Raw genomic sequence first — 18,762 nt, forward strand, 5'->3', positions numbered from 1 at the left:
TATTAGTAACGAATATATGAAAATTTTATCAAAAACATTTCATAATGATTGTTTAAATAAAAAACTCCCTTCTGATATATCCAGAAGGGAGTTTAATTTAAAGTTAAATTATTTTAAATTATTCCTTAATAATCTTAAAGGTTTGAGTCTGCTCATTTGATTTAATTTTAACCATATAAGCACCAGATTGAAGACGTTGTAAGTCTAAAGCTGGATTCTCAACTCCTGGCTTAAGATTTATAACCTTTTGACCTATCATATTGAATACTTCAATTTCATCAACAATAAATGAAGTTTTAATATTCAACATATCACTGACAGGATTAGGATAATATGTAAAGTCTGAATTGTTGAAATCTCTAGCTGAAACCGGTACTTCTGTCAACTGAAGCATTAGTCCACCGTTTGAAGTGGCTACCCAAAGACCAAATTCAGGACCGTTTTGATTATTCGCAGAATCCACAAAACCACTAGCTACAACAGTAACTGCCTGACCTTCTAAACCTAGGGTTCCTAATAAAGCCTCATAAGCACCAACTACTGTACCATCAACAGTTTCAACTTGGAGTTGATAAGCCAAAGGCTCTAACTCTAAGTAACCTTGAAATTCAGTATAACTAATATTACTGATTATTTCACCAGCTGGAATTTCAGTTTCTTCAACATTTACAGCTGGAGCATCAGGCGCACCGTGATGAACAAGAATATCTGTATTCTCAGGATTATCTGCCATTTGTCTTGCTCCAGAATAAACATCAATACCAAAATCAATAGTGTTGATAGAGGAATCAAATTGAGTTGGATCTAATACTCCGTTTGCGACAGCAACATAATTTTCATCTATCGATAAAGTGTTTGTCATTGTATAAATAACGTCATTAACCGACTCACTATTTGCAGGCGCAACACCAATCACAATTTCTTGATCTGCTGGTATATCTACAAACTCAGTAGCATGTCTAAATTCTAAATCATCGACCAACAATGTACTGTAAAGGTAAATGTCTACCATGTTTGCCGCTGGATCAGGCGAATTATGAATAATTTGCACTGAAGCAAATCCATTTGGCTCAGTATCAATATAAACATTGAAGTCTAAAGCTTCTTGTTGATCATCTCCTTGACCACCTTGACAAGATGCGTAAATATCAGAAACTAAAGTAATGTACATGCTACCAGAGGATGCTGTCAACTCAACACCTGTTAAATCACCACCATCAACATCTGAATCATACAACACTGCACCTTCATCATTTGAGCCGTCATAAATAGTAAAGAAGTCAATAGCGCTGTTATTGTCAAATTCAACAGTTCCAGAGTTAAATGAAATTGTTAATGGACTTCCGTCAGAAGATAAAAACAACCATTCTTTAAATTCGTTGTTTCCGTAACAATAATCATCTTGATACATTTCTCCTGGGAATACTACAACAGGTTCTATTTGAGTTGTAAACTCATCAGATTCAACCCAGAGACTTTCATCACCAGGACCACAATCAGCTCTAACAAAAACTACATAGCTAGTTTCAGAATCTAAACCTGTAATCACAAATGGATTTTCTGTAACATTCTCATAAGTTGGTGTTCCAGAAGCCGTATTTCCAACTTCAACAACTTCAATATCAAATTCAGTTTGTGTAGTTACAGCTGGAGTCCAAGTTACTTCTGCATCATTAGTTTGAACATTTTGAACTACAACATCATTTGGCTTAGGACAAGTTGGTGCTTCCATCACTCTCACGTCATCAATTGCGACATCGTCATAGAAATCTGTGCCATTATTTTCATCAACTATAAAGGCGACTTTTATATCATCAGTAATAGTTAAATCATCAAACAATACAATAATTTCTTCCCAAGCATTATCAGCAGTATTTTGATTACTAAAGAACACTTCATTCCAAGCTGCACCATCCCAAATTTCAACTCTAAAGTCAACATTAGTATTACCTTCATTGTCACTTATCAGGTAAAATGATAACTGAGGAACTGTTAAAGCAGATACATCAATGAATGGGGTTTCTAGTCTAGTGTCTATGGCATGCGGATCAGAATCATCTACCCAAGCAAGTCCACCATCACTTTCAGAATTTCCATTTAACGTACCACCTGAACCAACATAACTAAATGCAGGAGGATCAGTAAACACCCATTCCTCATTAGCATTTCCAGCTCTAGACCAACAGTTTGGCACTTCGTCTCCATTTGATTCAAAGTCCTCGTAGAAAGGAGCTACAAAAGTATCGCATTCTGTTGTAATAGTAACCGGAGCAGCAAAAGTACTTACATCATCTGTTCCACAGAAAGACCTCACATATAACTGGTACGTTGTACCTGAGTTTAAACCAGACAATGTGTAACCAGGAGTTCCATCATCATCTAATTCTGTAGAACCTTCAGTTAAAGGATCGAAACCTGGCTCCCCATAAATAATTTCCCATTGAGTTTCATCAGCACCAGCATCCCAACTTAGATCTACAGAGTTATTTGTAATATTTGACTCTGAAACATTAGATGGTGGGAAGCAAGATGGCGCTTCTATAAAACCAACATCATCAATTAAAATATCATTATAGAAAGTAGATCCACCATTAGCATTTCCAGTCACAGTAAATCTTGCTTGCACATCTCCTGTAATATTAAATTGAGTAAGATTAACCAAGAAACCAGCCCAGTCACTTCCCAATAAAGTATCCTGAAGTAAAACTGTATTCCAGTTTGCCCCATCATAAAATTCCACTTCAAGAATATTAATCGCAGCATCATCAGTATTATTACTAAAAACAAAGAATTCTAAAGTTGGCACACTAAGCGTTGACACATCAACCATAGGTGTTAACAAAGAAGTAACATCGCCATCTGCGTTTCCTGAACCATCTAACCAAGCATAATTAGTACCACCGCCCATTGTATGGTCTTCTACATCTGTTGCTGCGTAGCCAGCAGTCGTACTAAAATCCCATGAATCATCTCCATTTTCACTCCAACATGCTGGTATTGAATTATCAGCAAAATCTTCAATATAAGGTGCTATAAAAGTTTGACATGGAACTTCAAAAGTTGTTGGAATAACAAATCCTAAAGAACTCAAGCCGTCTGCATCACAATCTGCTTGTACATAGAAATCATATTCATCTCCTATAACAAGTCCACTATCTACTGTAACGTTTTCAGTCGTAACAGTACCAGATTCTACTGCAGTATCTGTATCTGGGTTAGCACCTGAATCAAATAATAACCATTGATAACCATTTGTAGCTTCAGCTACAGCATCCCAAGAGAAATCAGCTTCTGTAGATGTTAAATTATCTAATGTGATATTTTCTGGTGCTGGACAAGTAGCTGGTGTACAATCAACATTACCTGTAAACAGTGAAGAATCGGCTGATTCTGAACCTGGTGTCATTGTGTAAACATTATTAAGTGCAAAATCATAAACTTCAACACCTACCTCTCCAGCGAAAGAGCCACCTGAATTCCAATACAATTCAAAGTTTGCACCATCACATAATGTAACTATTTCTATCTGCTCATCTCCTGTTCCAAAGTCACTTCCAACTGTAGCGATAGTCACTCCATCTTGGATAATATCCATTGTATTACCGTTCCAACCGTCACCCCATGTATCAGTCAAAATGAAAGTATACTCACATTGATCCTCAACAGGACAACCTGCAGTTGTAACAGATAATGGATTAGACAAATCACTCAAGCCTGCTGTATCACAATCTGCTTCAATGTAAATTTCATATTCTATAGAAGCGGAAAGTCCTGAAATTGTAGTTGAGAAAGTACCAGCACTAACGACATCTGTAAATAGAGGAGTATCGTTTTCTGGGTCATCTCCCGCTGCAAACACATAGTATGTAAAACCGTTTACAGCATCATCTTGATTAGCCCAAGCTAAATCAAAAGACGTATCACCAACATTAGTAGCAGTAAGGTTTGATGGTTTCAAACAAGTTGGCGCTTCATCTACTCTTACATCATCAATAGCAACATCATCATAAAAGTCAGTACCATTGTTTTCATCAATGATAAAAGCAACTTTAATATCACCTGTAATAGTAATATTATTTAGTGGCACCTCTATTAATTCCCACTCTTCGTTCACTGTATTTTGATTACTAAAGTAAACTTCACTCCAGGCAGCACCATCCCAAACTTCTACTCTAAAGTCAACGTTAGAATTACCTTCGTTATCACTAATGCGGTAGAAAGATACTTGAGGAACGCTTAAACTTGAAACATCAATCAATGGAGTTTCCAATCTTGTATCTATAGCATGTGGTGTGGAATCATCTACCCAAGCAAGTCCACCGTCACTTTCTGAATTTCCATTTAACGTGCCACCTGAACCAACATAACCTGAACCAGGAGGATCAGTAAATACCCATTCTTCATCAGTATTCCCTGCTCTAGACCAACAATCTGGTAAATTATCTCCATTAGACTCAAAATCCTCATAGAAAGGAGCGACGAAAACATCACACTCCGTCGTAAAAGTAACCGAAGAAGACACAAAACTTTGTCCATCTGCATCACAGTCAGAAATCAAATATGCTTGATAAGTTGTAGAAGAATTTAGTCCACTAATTGTTTCTGAAGTTGTTCCTGCTGGCACTGTTCCAGTAAATTCAGGTGAATTTGTTGTTGGATTAACCCCATTTAGATAAACCTCCCAAATATAACCATTTGTTGCATCTGGATTATCATCCCAAGATAAATCAACACTATTAGTTAATACATTACTTGCTACAACATTTTCTGGTGCATCACAATTTAAGACCTCATCAATTCTAACATCATCTATAGCAATATCATCGTAAAAACTACTTGATCCTGTAATCGTAAATCTCACCCTTACATTGCCTGTAATGCTCAAATTATCTAGGTCAACTACCCTTTGCTCCCAATCATTTGTATTGGTATTATAAGTTCCAACATTAGTCCAAGCAGCACCATCGTAGAATTCAACATCTAAAGTTGCACTAGCATTTCCTTCATTATCACTTATTTGGTAAAACGTAAGTTCTGGATTAGTAATACTTGAAATATCAATTTCTGGTGAAGTCAATATACTAGGGTCATCTGATCCAGAATCATCTATCCATGCAAAATATCCGCCAGATAAAGTTGAATTATTAACAGTTCCATTATCGCCTATATGCTCGCCACTTGGATCATTACTAAAAATCCAATCTTCGCCGCCTGACATAGTCCAACAGTTTGGAATTTCTCCACTATTTTCAAAATTCTCATAAAAAGGAGCTGCAAAAGCAACACATTCAGTTGTAAAAGTTACTGAACTACCAAAATCTCCAAAATCACCGCTTCCACAAGAAGACCTAACATACACTTGGTAAGTCGTAGCAGGATCCATAGTTGTAACTGTAAAGCTTGGAGATCCATCATCATCTACAACAGTTTCTCCTTCTGTTTCAGGATCAAAACCTGGTTCACCGTACACAATTTCCCATTCTGTCTCATCTGAACCACTATCCCATGTTAAATCTGCGCCATTTTCTGAAATATTTGAAAAATCTAAATTAGAAATTGGAAAACATGTTGGAACTTCATCTACACTAATATCATCTAATAAGATATCATTGTAATAAGCAAAGCCACCATTAGCTTGACCTGTCACAGTGAATCTAAACTGCACATCACCTGTAATGGTATAACTTCCTAAATCAAGAATAAATCTCACCCAATCTTCTCCTAGTAAAGAATCTTGAGTAAGCAAAGTATTCCAAGCTGCACCATCGTAAAATTCAACTTCTAATATATTTATAGCAGCATCGTCCGTATTATTACTAAAAGCAAAAAACTGCAAAGCAGGATTAGACAAGGATGACACATCAATAAAAGGTGTCAGTAATGAAGACACCTCTCCATCACCATTATCAGAACCATCCATCCAAGCAAAGTTGGTACCTCCACCGACTGTATTATCATCAACATCTGAAGCAGCATATCCAGCTCCTGTACTGTATTCCCATGCAGCATCACCTGTTTCAGACCAACAATTAGGTGTTGAATCAGAAGCAAAATCTTCTTCAAAAGGAGCTACAAAAGTGTCACAAGGCGTTGTAAATAGAAGTGGCGCTGATATTTCACTTAAACCACCTGCTCCACAATCACTTGTAATATAAGCTTCGTAATCTGTGGCAGAACTTAAACCTGTTACTAAAACTAAAGTTGTGGTTTCACTTTCTGTTCCTGATTGTACAGGTGTATCTGTTTCAGGATCATCTCCTGAATTCATAACTATCCACTCATATCCATCTGAAGCATTAGGCACAGCTGACCAAGACAAGTCTACAGATGTAGATTCTAAATTATTAAATTCAAATGTATTTGGTGCAATACAAAAAGGTGTTGTAGAAAAGGATTCAGGTCCAACCAAAACACTTGTTCCGTCTGTATCACCGCAATCTGCTTGCACATAAAAGTCGTAATCAGTTAATTCAGTTAAACCAGTTACATTAGCTGCATTGGTTGAAGCAGAGCCAGTAACCACGGGTAAATCAACTTCTGGATCATCTCCTGTAACATAAACTTCCCAAAGATAACCATCTGTTGCTTCACTAACTTCGTCCCAAGTAAAATCGGCAGTTTCTGCAAAAGTTTCAACCAACTCTAAACCAAACGGCTGCGGGCAAGTTATATCAACACCTCCACTAATTACAATTTCAAAATCTGTAACAGAACCATAAGTAAAACTAGCACAAGGATCCAAAGGTATGCTACCGCCTTCTCTTTGCATTATTCTCATTCTTGTAGAACCATTAACAGCATCACTTGGCACTGTAAATGTAAAGTTTGACATAGGGTAAGGCGGAGTTCCTGAAGCATCTCCAATAGATTCTCCACTTTCAAAAATAGCATCTGAATCAAAATCAATCCAAGCCTCACCAATACTTGCCCAATTTCCTCCACAAGTACCAAATAAAACATCAACTGTGTAGGTATTACCAGCAACTAAATCTGCAGTTTGTGATGACGTCACATCTTCAACACCTGTAATTCCTCCTCCAGTACCAGTTCCATTGCAACCAGTAAAAGAAATAACATCATTTTCACCTACCAAATCAACAGATTCTAGGTTTGTATCAAAATCATTTGACGGTCCGCCATCAACACAATAATCCTGAGCTGACAGATGCCAACTTCCTAGCAGAATTATCAAATAAAATAGTAATTTTTGTCTCATAATAACTTATTTAAATTATGTTTTAATAATTGAAAGTAAAAATAGAAAACCAAATTGAAATAAAAAACAAATTCACAACTAAATATTAACGCATTTTTAATATAAAAAAAACAAAGCCTTATTCTAAGAACAAGGCTTTAAATTAATTTATGTTAAAATCAATTTCGCTAATCTTCCATAGCTTCTATGACTTCCTGACTAACGCCCATATTAGAAAAGCCACCATCGTGGAATAAATTCTGAAGCGTTACTTTTTTAGTTAAATCTGAAAATAAAGTAATCGTATAGTCTGCGCACTCCAATGCTGTCGCATTTCCTAAAGGTGACATTTTATCTGCATAATTCATGAATCCAGTAAAACCTTTGACGCCTTGCCCTGCAGATGTTGGTGTTGGAGATTGGGAAATTGTATTGACTCTTACTTTCTTGTCTTTTCCAAAGAAATAACCAAAACTTCTAGCAACAGATTCTAAATATGCCTTATTGTCTGCCATATCATTATAATCTGGAAATACGCGTTGGGCTGCCATATAAGTTAGTGCTACAATACTTCCCCATTCATTCATAGCTTCTTTCTTATGAAGCACTTGCATTACTTTATGAAAAGACATCGCAGAAATATCTAAACCTTTATGCGTCCAATCATAATTTTGGTCGGTGTAATGTTTGCCTTTTCTTACATTTACAGACATCCCAATAGAATGTAATACAAAATCAATTTTCCCTCCTAATATTTCTTGAGCCTTCTCAACTAAGTTTTCTAAATCTTCAACTTTGGTCGCATCAGCAGGAATAACCTCAGAATTGGTTTGTTCTGCCAATTTATTGATCGTTCCCATACGTAATGCTACAGGTGCATTGGTCAACACAAAACTCGCGCCTTCTTCATGAGCACGTTCTGCAGTTTTCCATGCGATAGAATTTTCATCTAAAGCACCGAAAATAATTCCTCGTTTTCCTTTTAATAAATTATATGACATTTGATTTTAATTTTAATTATGAATATTATGTAAAGTTAATCATTTTAACAAAGAAGCGGCATGTGCCATTGCTGAATCTGAAGTTTTATCGCCACCAAGCATTTCTGCTAACTCCTGAAGTCGTTCTTCTTTCGATAAAACTTTGATGTTGGATTGTGTTTTCTGATTGACTGTTGTTTTAAAAACCTTGAAGTGCTTCTCTCCTTTTGCCGCAATTTGTGGCAAATGGGTAATCGAAATAACTTGCATTGATTTTGCCATATCTTGCATAATTAATCCCATTTTATTAGCCACGTCTCCAGAAACACCAGTGTCAATTTCATCAAATACAATTGTTGGTAAATTGTCGTATTGCGCTAACAAACTTTTAATAGCTAAAGTAATTCGTGACAATTCTCCACCTGATGCTACTTTTTTGATGTCTTGTAAAGCATTGCCCTTATTTGCTGAAAACAACCATTGAAAATGATCTGCGCCTCTAGCAGCAAATTCACCAGTAAATTCACTCTCAATCTTTAATTGCGCATCTTCTATTCCTAAATCAGCCAGCATGTTTTCAACTGAAGTTTTTATAATTTTGGTAGTGTTTTTACGACTCTTATAAAGTTCTTTTGCAATAGATTCTAATTTCGACTTTTGTTCTGAAATAGCTTTTTCAAATTTCTTTAGTTCAGCTTCTGCATTTTGTTTAAGACTTACTTTTTCTTCTAATTCAGATTGAATTTCAATTAGATTCTCAATATTGTCAACGTGATGTTTCTTCTGAAGATTATAAAGGTTTTCCAATTTAGAATTGATGTCTTCAAGCAAAACAGGATTAACTTCAAGTTCTTCAAATTCATTTTGGGTTTCTTGTGAAATATCTTCCATTTCTATCAGCACACTAGAAATGCGTTCAGATAAATCTTTGAAACTAGAATCCAACTGAAATACTTTTTGAAAATTTTGATTCGCCTCTCGCAACTGTGTAATAATGCCAATAGATTCATCTTCAAATAAATTCACACTTGTACCGATGCGCTCTTGCAGTTCTTCAACGTGACTAAGTTTATTTTGTGTAGATTCCCAGTCTTCTTGAATGCCAGGTTTCAGCTTTGCTTCTTCTAGTTCAGTGAGCAAAAAAAGATTATAATCATAAGCTTCATCTGCTTTTTGTTGCTGAATTTTTAAGGTTTCAAATTCTTGTTTTAAAACTTGAAATTTTTTGAAATTGGCTTGATATTCTTTGGAAATGTCTGCATTCTGCGCCACAATATCCAAAATTCGATATTGGTAATTTGTGCTTCCTACAGAAAGCGTTTCATGTTGACTGTGAATGTCAATCAAATGGTTTCCTACCGTGCTCAGATTGCTTAATTTTACTGGCGAGTCATTGACAAAAGCACGTGATTTTCCGGAAGGTAATATTTCTCGACGAATAATGGTTTCATCTTCGTAGTCTAAATCATTAGATTCGAAAAGTGATTTCAAACCGTATTCAGCAATCAGAAAGTGACCTTCTATCACACATTTTTTTTCTGAATCACGAATAGCATTCAAATCGGCACGCTTGCCAAGAAGTAAGGATAAAGCACCTAGAATAATAGATTTTCCAGCGCCGGTTTCTCCAGTAATTATTGAAAAGTTTTCAGTTAAGTCTAAACTGATATCTTCTATTAAAGCGTAATTTTTTATTCCTAAAGCTGTTAGCACAAATTATTGATTGAAAAAATTCCGAATGCTAAGCTAATAAATATTAAGTGAATATGTGAAATTAATTTTCAATCATTCGCCAAGTTCGGCTATGAACAGGCGCGACTTGATTCAATGTGCTCAGAGTTGAAGAAATTTCTAATTCTGGACCGCCATTTAAGACTTTCATTATTTCGTCTGCTTTAGCATCAAAGAAAGTTCTAATCAATGCTGAATTAGGGCGATTTTTTGCATTTTCTGAAATCAAATCTACAGCCGACAAAATATTTTGTTTGCCAGTATCTACATCTTCATACATCATATCCAGACCTTGTCTATGGTAGACATAAAGTCCTTTTCTAAAATTTACAAAATTTTGAGATAACAAGTCACGATTTATAGAATACCGACTTTGTGAACTTCCCGAATCTTTCCAACCAGGACCACCACGCTGGCTGGCAGCATTTACGATTTGTCGGGCTTCTTCAAAATAAGAATCTCCACCAAGTTCTGAAAATGTATCAGCATCAAGACCCAACATCGTGTAAACATAAAAACTAATTGTTGAAACCAAATTGGAGCTGAAGGAATTCGTACTATAGTTTAGAGGTTCAAATTCACGATATTTGAAGCTAAAATCACCATCGTTAATATTCATAACAGGTGTAGTCATTGTGGAACCAAAAACAGGTCTAGATGAGCGCACTTGAATTGATGCCTGAAATTGGTCTGAATCATAGTTTTGAATAATGATAAAAAAACTACATTTAATTTTTTGATGTTCTTTTAAATTTTGAGAAGTCCAACTGGTATTATTAATAAACTCATCCACGGATTGTTCTAAAGTTTTAAAAATAGAAAGTTGAGAACGCCCTGTTTGTTGAGCGTCAACGACGACTTCTGCATTTAGCTCCTGAGCAGAGAAAGAAAGCACAATGCCAATACCAATTAGAAATGTAAAAATAAATTTCATAGTTTTATTTTGAATTCATTTTTAGAATTTGATCAAAAATATCCGCTGCAACCTCCGTTTTAGATTTGATATCAAAACGCAAAATATCATCTTTTGTTATAATTCGTATTCTATTGGTATCTGTTTTGAATCCTGCACCTTTGTCTTTGAGCGAATTTAAAACAATAAAGTCTAAATTCTTTCTTTCTAATTTAGATTTTGCATTTTCAATTTCATTTGAAGTTTCCAAAGCAAAACCGATTAAAATTTGATTATTTTTTTGGGATCCTAAATACTTTAATATATCTGGTGTTGGCTCTAATTCTAAAGTTAGTAATTCTGTTTTCTTTTTTATTTTGTCATCAAATTGCTGTTTTGGTCGATAATCCGAAACCGCTGCTGAAGCTATAGCAATGTCAACATTTTCAAAATAAGATTTAGCAGCTTCAAACATTTCTTGAGCACTTTGTACTGCAATTAATTTTAAATTTGAATTGACCAACTTTAAATTTGTTGGACCACTGATTAAAATAACTTCGGCACCAAGTTTTAAAGCAGTTTCTGCCAATGCAAAACCCATTTTTCCACTAGAATGATTTCCGATAAATCTAACTGGATCTATAGCTTCGTAAGTTGGACCAGCGGTAATCATGACTGACTGACCATAAAGTGGTAATTGCGATAAAACATCTTTCTCCAAAAATTGGACGATTTCCTCTGGTTCTGCCATTCTGCCTTCACCTACTAAACCACTTGCCAGTTCTCCAGATCCAGGTTTGATAAATTTATTGCCATAATTTACCAACGTATTGATGCTTGCTTTTGTGCTCTTATGCTTATACATATCCAAGTCCATAGCAGGAGCAAAATATACAGGACACTTTGCAGACAAATAAGTTGTAAGCAACAAATTGTCAGCGTTGCCAGATGCCATTTTGGATAATGTGTTTGCTGTGACTGGAGCGATCAACATGAAGTCTGCCCATAAACCCAATTCAACATGATTGTTCCAATTTTTTTCTTCATCAGTAAGCGAAGACAAAACTGGATTTTCTGAAAGTGTTGACAAAGTTAATGGCGTAACAAATTCTTCAGCTTCCTTAGTCATTATAACTTTGACCTCGGCACCTGCTTTTTTAAAAAGCCTGACCAAGAAAGCAGTTTTATAAGCGGCAATTCCACCAGTAACTCCAAGAAGGATATGTTTGCCGCTTAGAATACTCATGTCTTAAGCTTCTTCTGTGTTCTCTTTGGTGTTTCTATAATAGATTTTGTCATCCAACCACTCTTCCATTGCTATAGAATGTGGTTTTGGTAATCTTTCATAGAATTTAGAGACTTCGATTTGTTCTTTGTTTTCGAAAACTTCATCAAGATTTTCGTTGTAAGTAGCAAATTCATCTAATTTCTCCAACAATTCTTTTTTCATTTCAGAATTGATTTGATTGGATCTTTTGGATACAATTGAAATCGCTTCGTAAATATTATTTGTTGGTGCATCAACTTTGTTTTTGTTAATGGTTGTTGTACTAATTGGAGCGTTGGTATTTTTAATGTTTGAATTCATAATTCATCTTGATTTTGTAAACGTTCTTCTATATCTAAGGCGTAAATTTTTGCTTGGTCATAAAGCTCGCCTTCACTGTAATATTTCAAATAGTCTTCGTAAAAAATTCTAGCCTCTTCAAGTCGCTCAGGCACTAATTCACTAATACTGTTGATTGCCAAAAGATAAGCCGATTCAAATTTGTAGAAATAGGCTTTTTCTCTGAATTTTGAACCAGGATAATCCAAAATAAAATTTTCAAAAGCCTGAATCGCAGCTTTATATCGTTCAGTATGGTGATATTGCTTGGCGATTTCGTAATATTTCTTTTCAATTTTCACACTCAACTCCTGAATCATTGCATTGGCTTCTTCAAAATACTCGCCATCTTCATAAGTATCAACGTAAAATTGAAGTTTTCCTAAAGCCGTTTTTGTATCGGCTTGGTCTTTACTATAGATTGGTGAAACTTCATAATAACTTTTGGCACTTTTGAAAAAAGCCTCTTCTGCTTTTTCGCTATCTGGATAAGATTTTGTAAAACGTTCAAACAAAAATCCAGACAAATAAAAATCTCCTAATTGATAATGCGAGTTGGCATTCATATAAGACAAAGTTTGTCCTGATGGTTTACCTTTATATTGCGGCAAAATCTGATCGAATAAACGAATTGCTTTACGGTAGTATTTGTTCCTACCGGTTTCCATACCTTTTTCATACATTGTTTTCGCCATTTCATATTTTGGCGAAATTTCCTTTTCCTTGAGCACTTTTTGATACTCGCTACACGAAGCTAGCAAAATGGCAATTGAGAAAAGTAAAAGCAATTGTTTCATAGACTAAAATATTTTGCAAAATTAAGGATAAATACCCGAATATAAAAACGTTGAAAAATGTTGGTTATTTCATTTGTTCGATGAAATGAGATAATTCAGATTTCAAGTCTTTTGAAGCTTCAACCAAAGGAAGTCTAACTTCTGAAGTGGCTATTTTTTTGAGTTCAAAAACCGCTTTGATTCCAGCAGGATTACCCTCTTTAAATATCAAATCAATGCCATCCATAAGTTTATAATGTAAATTAAAAGCCTTTTCAACATTTCGCTCCAAACCGAATTTCACCATTTGGGAAAAAGATTTTGGAAACCCTTCTGCCATAACCGAGATCACACCAGAGCCACCTGCTAAAACCATTGGCAAAGTAATCATATCGTCTCCAGAAATCACTAAAAAATTTTCTGGCGTATCTTTAATCATTTGCATGGCTTGTACCAAATCTCCTGCTGCTTCTTTGATGCCGATAATATTTTTGAAATCATTTGCTAAACGCGTTACTGTAACCGGCGACATATTCACACCCGTTCTTCCTGGTACATTATACAGAATAATCGGCAAAGGTGATGCTTTTGAAACTGCTTCAAAATGCTTGTAAAGTCCATTTTGAGTAGGTTTATTATAAAATGGAGTTACAGATAAAAGTGCATCAAAACCTTCTAAATCTTCATTCTGAATATCTTCAACAAGTTGTTTGGTATCGTTTCCGCCAAGTCCTAAAACCAATGGTAAACGGCCTGCATTCTCTGTTATGATGGTATCTTTAGCCAATTTCTTTTCTGCCTTAGTCAAAGTAGCACTTTCTGCGGTAGTACCTAAAACTACAATATAATCTATGCCATTATCAATTTGAAAATGAACTAACTTTTTCAAAGCTTCAACATCAATTTCTTTCGTTTTTGTAAATGGGGTAGCTAAAGCCACTCCGGTTCCTATAAATGAATCTCTCATTATCTTTTTATTTTTGTTATGTAGTTTGAACTTTCTTTGAAAAAATCAGGATTTTCCAAGTTTGTTGAAATCATCAAATCATTCAACTTTATATTTGAATCATGAAATCCTATACTCAACTCTGCCTGAGTTTGAACAGAGACCAAATCTAAATACAATTGCTCTGCCTTGAAATAGTTGAATAAAAATTTAAATTCCTCCTTAACAAATTTCTGAATATTATCTGATTTTATTTCACCGAAAAGGGAGAAATCTTTAGCAATGAAAACATCTGCTGGCTTTTCAACTTTATCAAAACGATGCTGACTAAATCCTAAAAAATAAACTTGATTTGGCTTAAATTGAAAGCTTTTCTCCAATTGTTGCATAATCTGATATTTGTCAGACTGATCGGCATTGTAAAGCACCCCAACTGAATTTGAATTAATATTGAACTTTCTCCTTGACTTCAAATATGAATTCAATTTTCTGTTTAAAAAGTAAGTTTTAATAGATTCCAGCAATGTTTAAAGTTTAAAAATCAAAAGTAATATTTTTAGCTACAATAAAAGGAAAAAGTTCGGCAGAGGCCACCGAACTTTTTTAAAAATTATTTTTTGACTATTTTATTCTTTCAACCAAGCTTCTCTTAATTTATATCGCTCATCAGAAGCCTCTAAATCCATAGATTGTAATGATTCTTTAGTTATAAATGGTTGCTCAGTTTTGGTTTCAAAAGTTACTTCTTCTCCGTCTCTATCTACTGTCATGGTAAATTCTTGTCCCTCTTCCCAACTCATAGAAGACATAACTAGTGGACGAATGTTTTGCAAACTGTATTCTTTGCCGTTGATAGTTTTGATTATATCTCCGCCTTCTACACCTAATTCGCTAAAAAAAGTATTCATAGGGTAGCTTTTTCTAAAGAAAATTTCTCCAGTTTCTTGGTTAACGTTTATGAATGGAGTTTGACCATCTAAAAAATAACCTGTTTTTGTTTTTGTTTCAGTTTTTTCTACGCCAACCTTTGCAAAATATTCATCATAAGGAATTGGTGTCGTTCCAATTACGTGTTTATCAAAAAAGGTTCTGATTTCAGGGTAAGTCATTTCTACGATTTCGTTAATCAATTCGTCATCTTGAAAAGGCTTATCTTTTCCATATTTTGAAATCAATTGTTTCATCAAATCCAAAATTCCCATTTCACCATCGCTCAATTCTCTCAATCGAATATCCAATGCCATACCAATTAATGCACCCTTTTGGTAAACGTTATAGTAACTGTTTTTATATTCATCTTTCAGAATATTTTCACTCATTTTAGTAAATGACATTGTATCATCAAACCCCATTGAAGTTTGAATTTTTTCGCTCATTCTGTTATAGAATTGTTCTTCAGAAATCAAACCTTGATTGATTTGAAAAAGATTGGCGAAATATTCTGTAACCCCTTCATACAACCACAAATGCTTAGACATATCTGGATTGTTATAGTTGAAGTAATGCACTTCCTCAGAATGAATATTAAGCGGTGTGATAATGTGGAAGAATTCATGAGACACAACATCAGTCATCGTTTCTTCTAATTGTTCCAACGGCATAGTTTCTGGCAATACAACAGAAGTAGATGTATGGTGTTCTAAAGCACCAAATCCACGCGCATCTTGCTCTTCCATATCGGACAAGTAAAGCAAAATTGCGTAAATATTGGTATTATCAATTTCACCTAAAAAAGACTTTTGTGCCTGAACCATTTTTTCTAATGAAGGTTTCAAATCCTCTGTAGAATAAACATTGTTTGGTGAATAGACACTCAATAATACTTTCATTCCTTCGATATCGAAACTTGTAGTGTCTGGTTCTGCATACATGATTGGATGATCTATGACACCAAAATATCTTGAAGTGGTAAATTCATCGGTTGTATAGGTTTCGTTTACTGTTTGTTTGGTTACTGGCAATGAAGCTGAAGCTACCAAATTTTTTGGACGATGAATATTCAACTTATAAGTTTTCTCCTTCATATTTTCAAAATAACCCACAACACTATGCAAGTTCAACATGAAATTGTCATCTTTTTCAAAGTTGGTTCCTGCTGGGGAAAACACTCCGCCTTCGCCTTCTATATCGTAAGTATCATTGACGTAATATATGATTTTATCAAAATCTGTAGCCTCAGAAATTACCCAAGTATTTTCATCTTCTTTCGTCACATTTAATTGGTTACCGTCATAATCGAAGGCTTTGACATTTTCAATGAACTGACCGTAATTATTGATGGCATAAGTTCCAGGAACTGTTTTTGGAATATAAAACTTAATGGTTTCTGATTTTACTTTCCCAGGATTTACAGTAACATGAACTTGGTCGTTTTCAATTTCGTGAAGCGCGACATCAACCTCAATTATATCAGCGTCACTTGTTTTAGTAGATTTACAACTAAACACCAAAACTGCGAGAGACATCGCAAGTATTATTTTTTTCATTTTAAAAAATTTTTTAAGTTATCAATTGGACGATTATGAATAGTTTTCGTTACAAATTCTAATTTAAAATTTCAGAACTTTATTGAAGTTGTTGATGTCTTCAGATGTACCAAAGATGTAAACCAAATCGTCAATTTCAATTTTTGTATCTGGTTTGATATCTGAAATGTATTTTCTACCTCTTTTTATTGCTAAAATCGTAACATTATAATTTTTTGCCACACCAGAATCCTGTATAGTTTTGCCAGCAATATCGTTGTTTCCATGTTGCACATGGAGCGTTGCAACTTCTTTATCTGGAATATTAAGTTGTTGAAAAACAGCAGATTTAGAAGCTGGTTTCACACTTGTCAACATTTCATAGTCAGAGGATCTTATACTCGTAACAATCTGTTGAATATCGTCTTGTGTAACCATATATTGTTTCAGAACACGAGTAAATATTTCAATAGAAGTTTCAAATTCTTCAGGAATAACTTCATCGGCACCGATTTTCATATTTTCATCGATCTCTTTGACGTAGCGAGTCCTAACAATAATATAAACTGTTTGTGAAAAAAGTCTTACAGTTGTAATTATTTTCTTAGTCGCATTTGGGTCTGATATGGCTATTACAACCACCCGAGCTTTTTGAATATTGATGTGTTTCAAAATTTCAGGATCAGAGGCGTCTCCAAAAACGATGGGTTGATTTTTTCTTTTTGCAATTTGAATAGCATCGTAATCCATATCAACAATCACATACGGAATATTAATGTGTTCCGTAACTCGCGCAATATTTTTACCATTTATACCGTAACCAATAATGACCACGTGGTCTTTCCAATCATGATCATGGTCGACCTCTTTACTGCTTTGGTCTATTTTTCTCGCATCCAATCGGCGTTTCACTGATCTCGGAATTGGGGCTTTCAATAAAAACTCAGTCCATTTATGAGATTTTTGCAATATGAAAGGCGTCAAAGCCATTGTTATGATTGAAACCGCTAAAAAATATTGATACAATTCGTCTGGAAGAATATCATTTTGAAGTCCAACCGTTGAAAGTAATAATGAAAATTCACCAACCTGAAAAATACTAAATGATGCCATAAATACTGTTCTTGGTTGATACTTCAACAAAGCAGTAGTTAGACCTACAATCAGCATTTTGATAACCAAAACTGCCAGTACAAACAATAAAATATAAGTAACGTTGCTGATGAAAAAATAGAGATCCAACAATGAACCAACTGAAATAAAGAAGAAACTGATGAAAATCTCTCTGAAAGGTAAAACATTTGCCGTAGCCTGATGACTGTATTCCGATTCTGAAATAATCAATCCCGCGAAAAACGCACCTAAAGCCAGAGACAAGCCAACTGAAGATGTAAGCCAGGCAACTGAAAAACAAAATACTATGGTCGTTAAAATAAATAATTCTCTATTTTTAGATTTTACAACTAACTTAAAAATAAAAGGCACAATATATTTTTGGAGAACAAATACTACCAAGCCAACGCCAATCAATTTTGCCAACAGAATTAATAAAGTTTCACCAACATTTTCAGATTTCCCAGCTAAAATCGGTGTGAGCAACATCATCGGAACTACAATAATATCTTGAAAAATCAAAACGCCCAAAGCCACTCGCCCGTGTGGTGATTTTATTTCACCTTTCTCCTGTAGCATTTTAAGTACAATTGCCGTACTACTTAGCGAAATTAGAAATCCTAAAAACACAGCCGTATTGATTTCTACACCCAAAGCCATCGCTAAAAGCGCCGTAAGTAAAATTGTCCCGCCAACTTGTAAACCACCACCGACAAAGACAGTTTTTTTGATTTTCATCAATCCACTGAAAGACAACTCAATACCAATAATAAATAACAAGAAAATGATACCGATTTCTGAAAGTAATTCAACCTCATGATGAGAACTCAGCAAATTGAATGCACTAGGACCAACTATAATTCCAGCCAACAAAAACCCCAAAATAGATGGCACTTTCAGCTTCTGAAATGCTAAAATAATTACAATTGAAATGCCTAAAACAACAACTATTTCCTTTAATAAAGGGATTTCCATATATTGAATATTTCTAAATTCAAAAATACCATTTTAGCTGACTTAAACACTTTCTAAAATCTTAAAAAATCAGCTTAATTCAA

General features: G+C 34.7%; 11 protein-coding genes. All 11 read right to left on the reverse strand.

From position 1 onward, the window contains the following. Positions 1 to 118: 118 nt before the first annotated feature. The 11 genes from EIG86_RS11705 to EIG86_RS11755 all read right to left on the reverse strand — a co-directional run bounded on the left by EIG86_RS11705 (position 119) and on the right by EIG86_RS11755 (position 18,679). Entirely contained in the window at positions 119 to 7,216 is a 7,098-nt protein-coding gene (locus EIG86_RS11705) for a fibronectin type III domain-containing protein (protein WP_127846366.1), read from the reverse strand. 167 nt (positions 7,217 to 7,383) lie between these two features. Next, positions 7,384 to 8,196: an enoyl-ACP reductase FabI gene (locus EIG86_RS11710; protein WP_127846367.1), complete on the reverse strand. Its 813-nt coding sequence runs from the start codon at positions 8,194 to 8,196 to the stop codon at positions 7,384 to 7,386. Between the two features lie 39 nt (positions 8,197 to 8,235). Continuing rightward, on the reverse strand, positions 8,236 to 9,888 hold the full coding sequence (gene recN, locus EIG86_RS11715) for a DNA repair protein RecN (protein ID WP_127846368.1): 1,653 nt from the start codon (positions 9,886 to 9,888) through the stop codon (positions 8,236 to 8,238). 61 nt (positions 9,889 to 9,949) lie between these two features. Next, positions 9,950 to 10,840: a type IX secretion system protein PorD gene (porD, locus tag EIG86_RS11720; protein WP_127846369.1), complete on the reverse strand. Its 891-nt coding sequence runs from the start codon at positions 10,838 to 10,840 to the stop codon at positions 9,950 to 9,952. A gap of 4 nt (positions 10,841 to 10,844) precedes the next feature. After that, a complete protein-coding gene (gene coaBC, locus EIG86_RS11725) occupies positions 10,845 to 12,044 on the reverse strand; it encodes a bifunctional phosphopantothenoylcysteine decarboxylase/phosphopantothenate--cysteine ligase CoaBC (RefSeq protein ID WP_127846370.1) in 1,200 nt (399 codons plus the stop codon). A gap of 3 nt (positions 12,045 to 12,047) precedes the next feature. After that, positions 12,048 to 12,386: a DNA-directed RNA polymerase subunit omega gene (locus EIG86_RS11730; RefSeq protein WP_127846371.1), complete on the reverse strand. Its 339-nt coding sequence runs from the start codon at positions 12,384 to 12,386 to the stop codon at positions 12,048 to 12,050. Beyond that, the gene (locus EIG86_RS11735; protein WP_127846372.1) at positions 12,383 to 13,201 is read right to left on the reverse strand and encodes an outer membrane protein assembly factor BamD; all 819 of its coding nucleotides are present in this window, start codon (positions 13,199 to 13,201) and stop codon (positions 12,383 to 12,385) included. The genes EIG86_RS11730 and EIG86_RS11735 overlap by 4 nt, the downstream gene beginning before the upstream one ends. A gap of 64 nt (positions 13,202 to 13,265) precedes the next feature. After that, the gene (gene dapA, locus EIG86_RS11740) at positions 13,266 to 14,147 is read right to left on the reverse strand and encodes a 4-hydroxy-tetrahydrodipicolinate synthase (protein WP_127846373.1); all 882 of its coding nucleotides are present in this window, start codon (positions 14,145 to 14,147) and stop codon (positions 13,266 to 13,268) included. Continuing rightward, entirely contained in the window at positions 14,147 to 14,650 is a 504-nt protein-coding gene (locus EIG86_RS11745; protein WP_394342217.1) for a DUF6913 domain-containing protein, read from the reverse strand. The genes dapA and EIG86_RS11745 overlap by 1 nt, the downstream gene beginning before the upstream one ends. Positions 14,651 to 14,752: 102 nt before the next feature. Next, complete coding sequence (locus tag EIG86_RS11750; protein WP_127846375.1) at positions 14,753 to 16,612, reverse strand: M61 family metallopeptidase; 1,860 nt, start codon at positions 16,610 to 16,612, stop codon at positions 14,753 to 14,755. A 63-nt stretch (positions 16,613 to 16,675) separates the two neighbouring features. After that, positions 16,676 to 18,679 carry a cation:proton antiporter domain-containing protein gene (locus EIG86_RS11755; RefSeq protein ID WP_127846376.1) on the reverse strand — a complete coding sequence of 668 codons (2,004 nt, stop codon included), beginning with the start codon at positions 18,677 to 18,679 and terminating at the stop codon, positions 16,676 to 16,678. Positions 18,680 to 18,762: the final 83 nt, after the last annotated feature.

Origin of the sequence: Psychroflexus aestuariivivens, from assembly GCF_004010055.1 — a bacterium.
In the GTDB taxonomy this organism is placed as follows: domain Bacteria; phylum Bacteroidota; class Bacteroidia; order Flavobacteriales; family Flavobacteriaceae; genus Psychroflexus; species Psychroflexus aestuariivivens.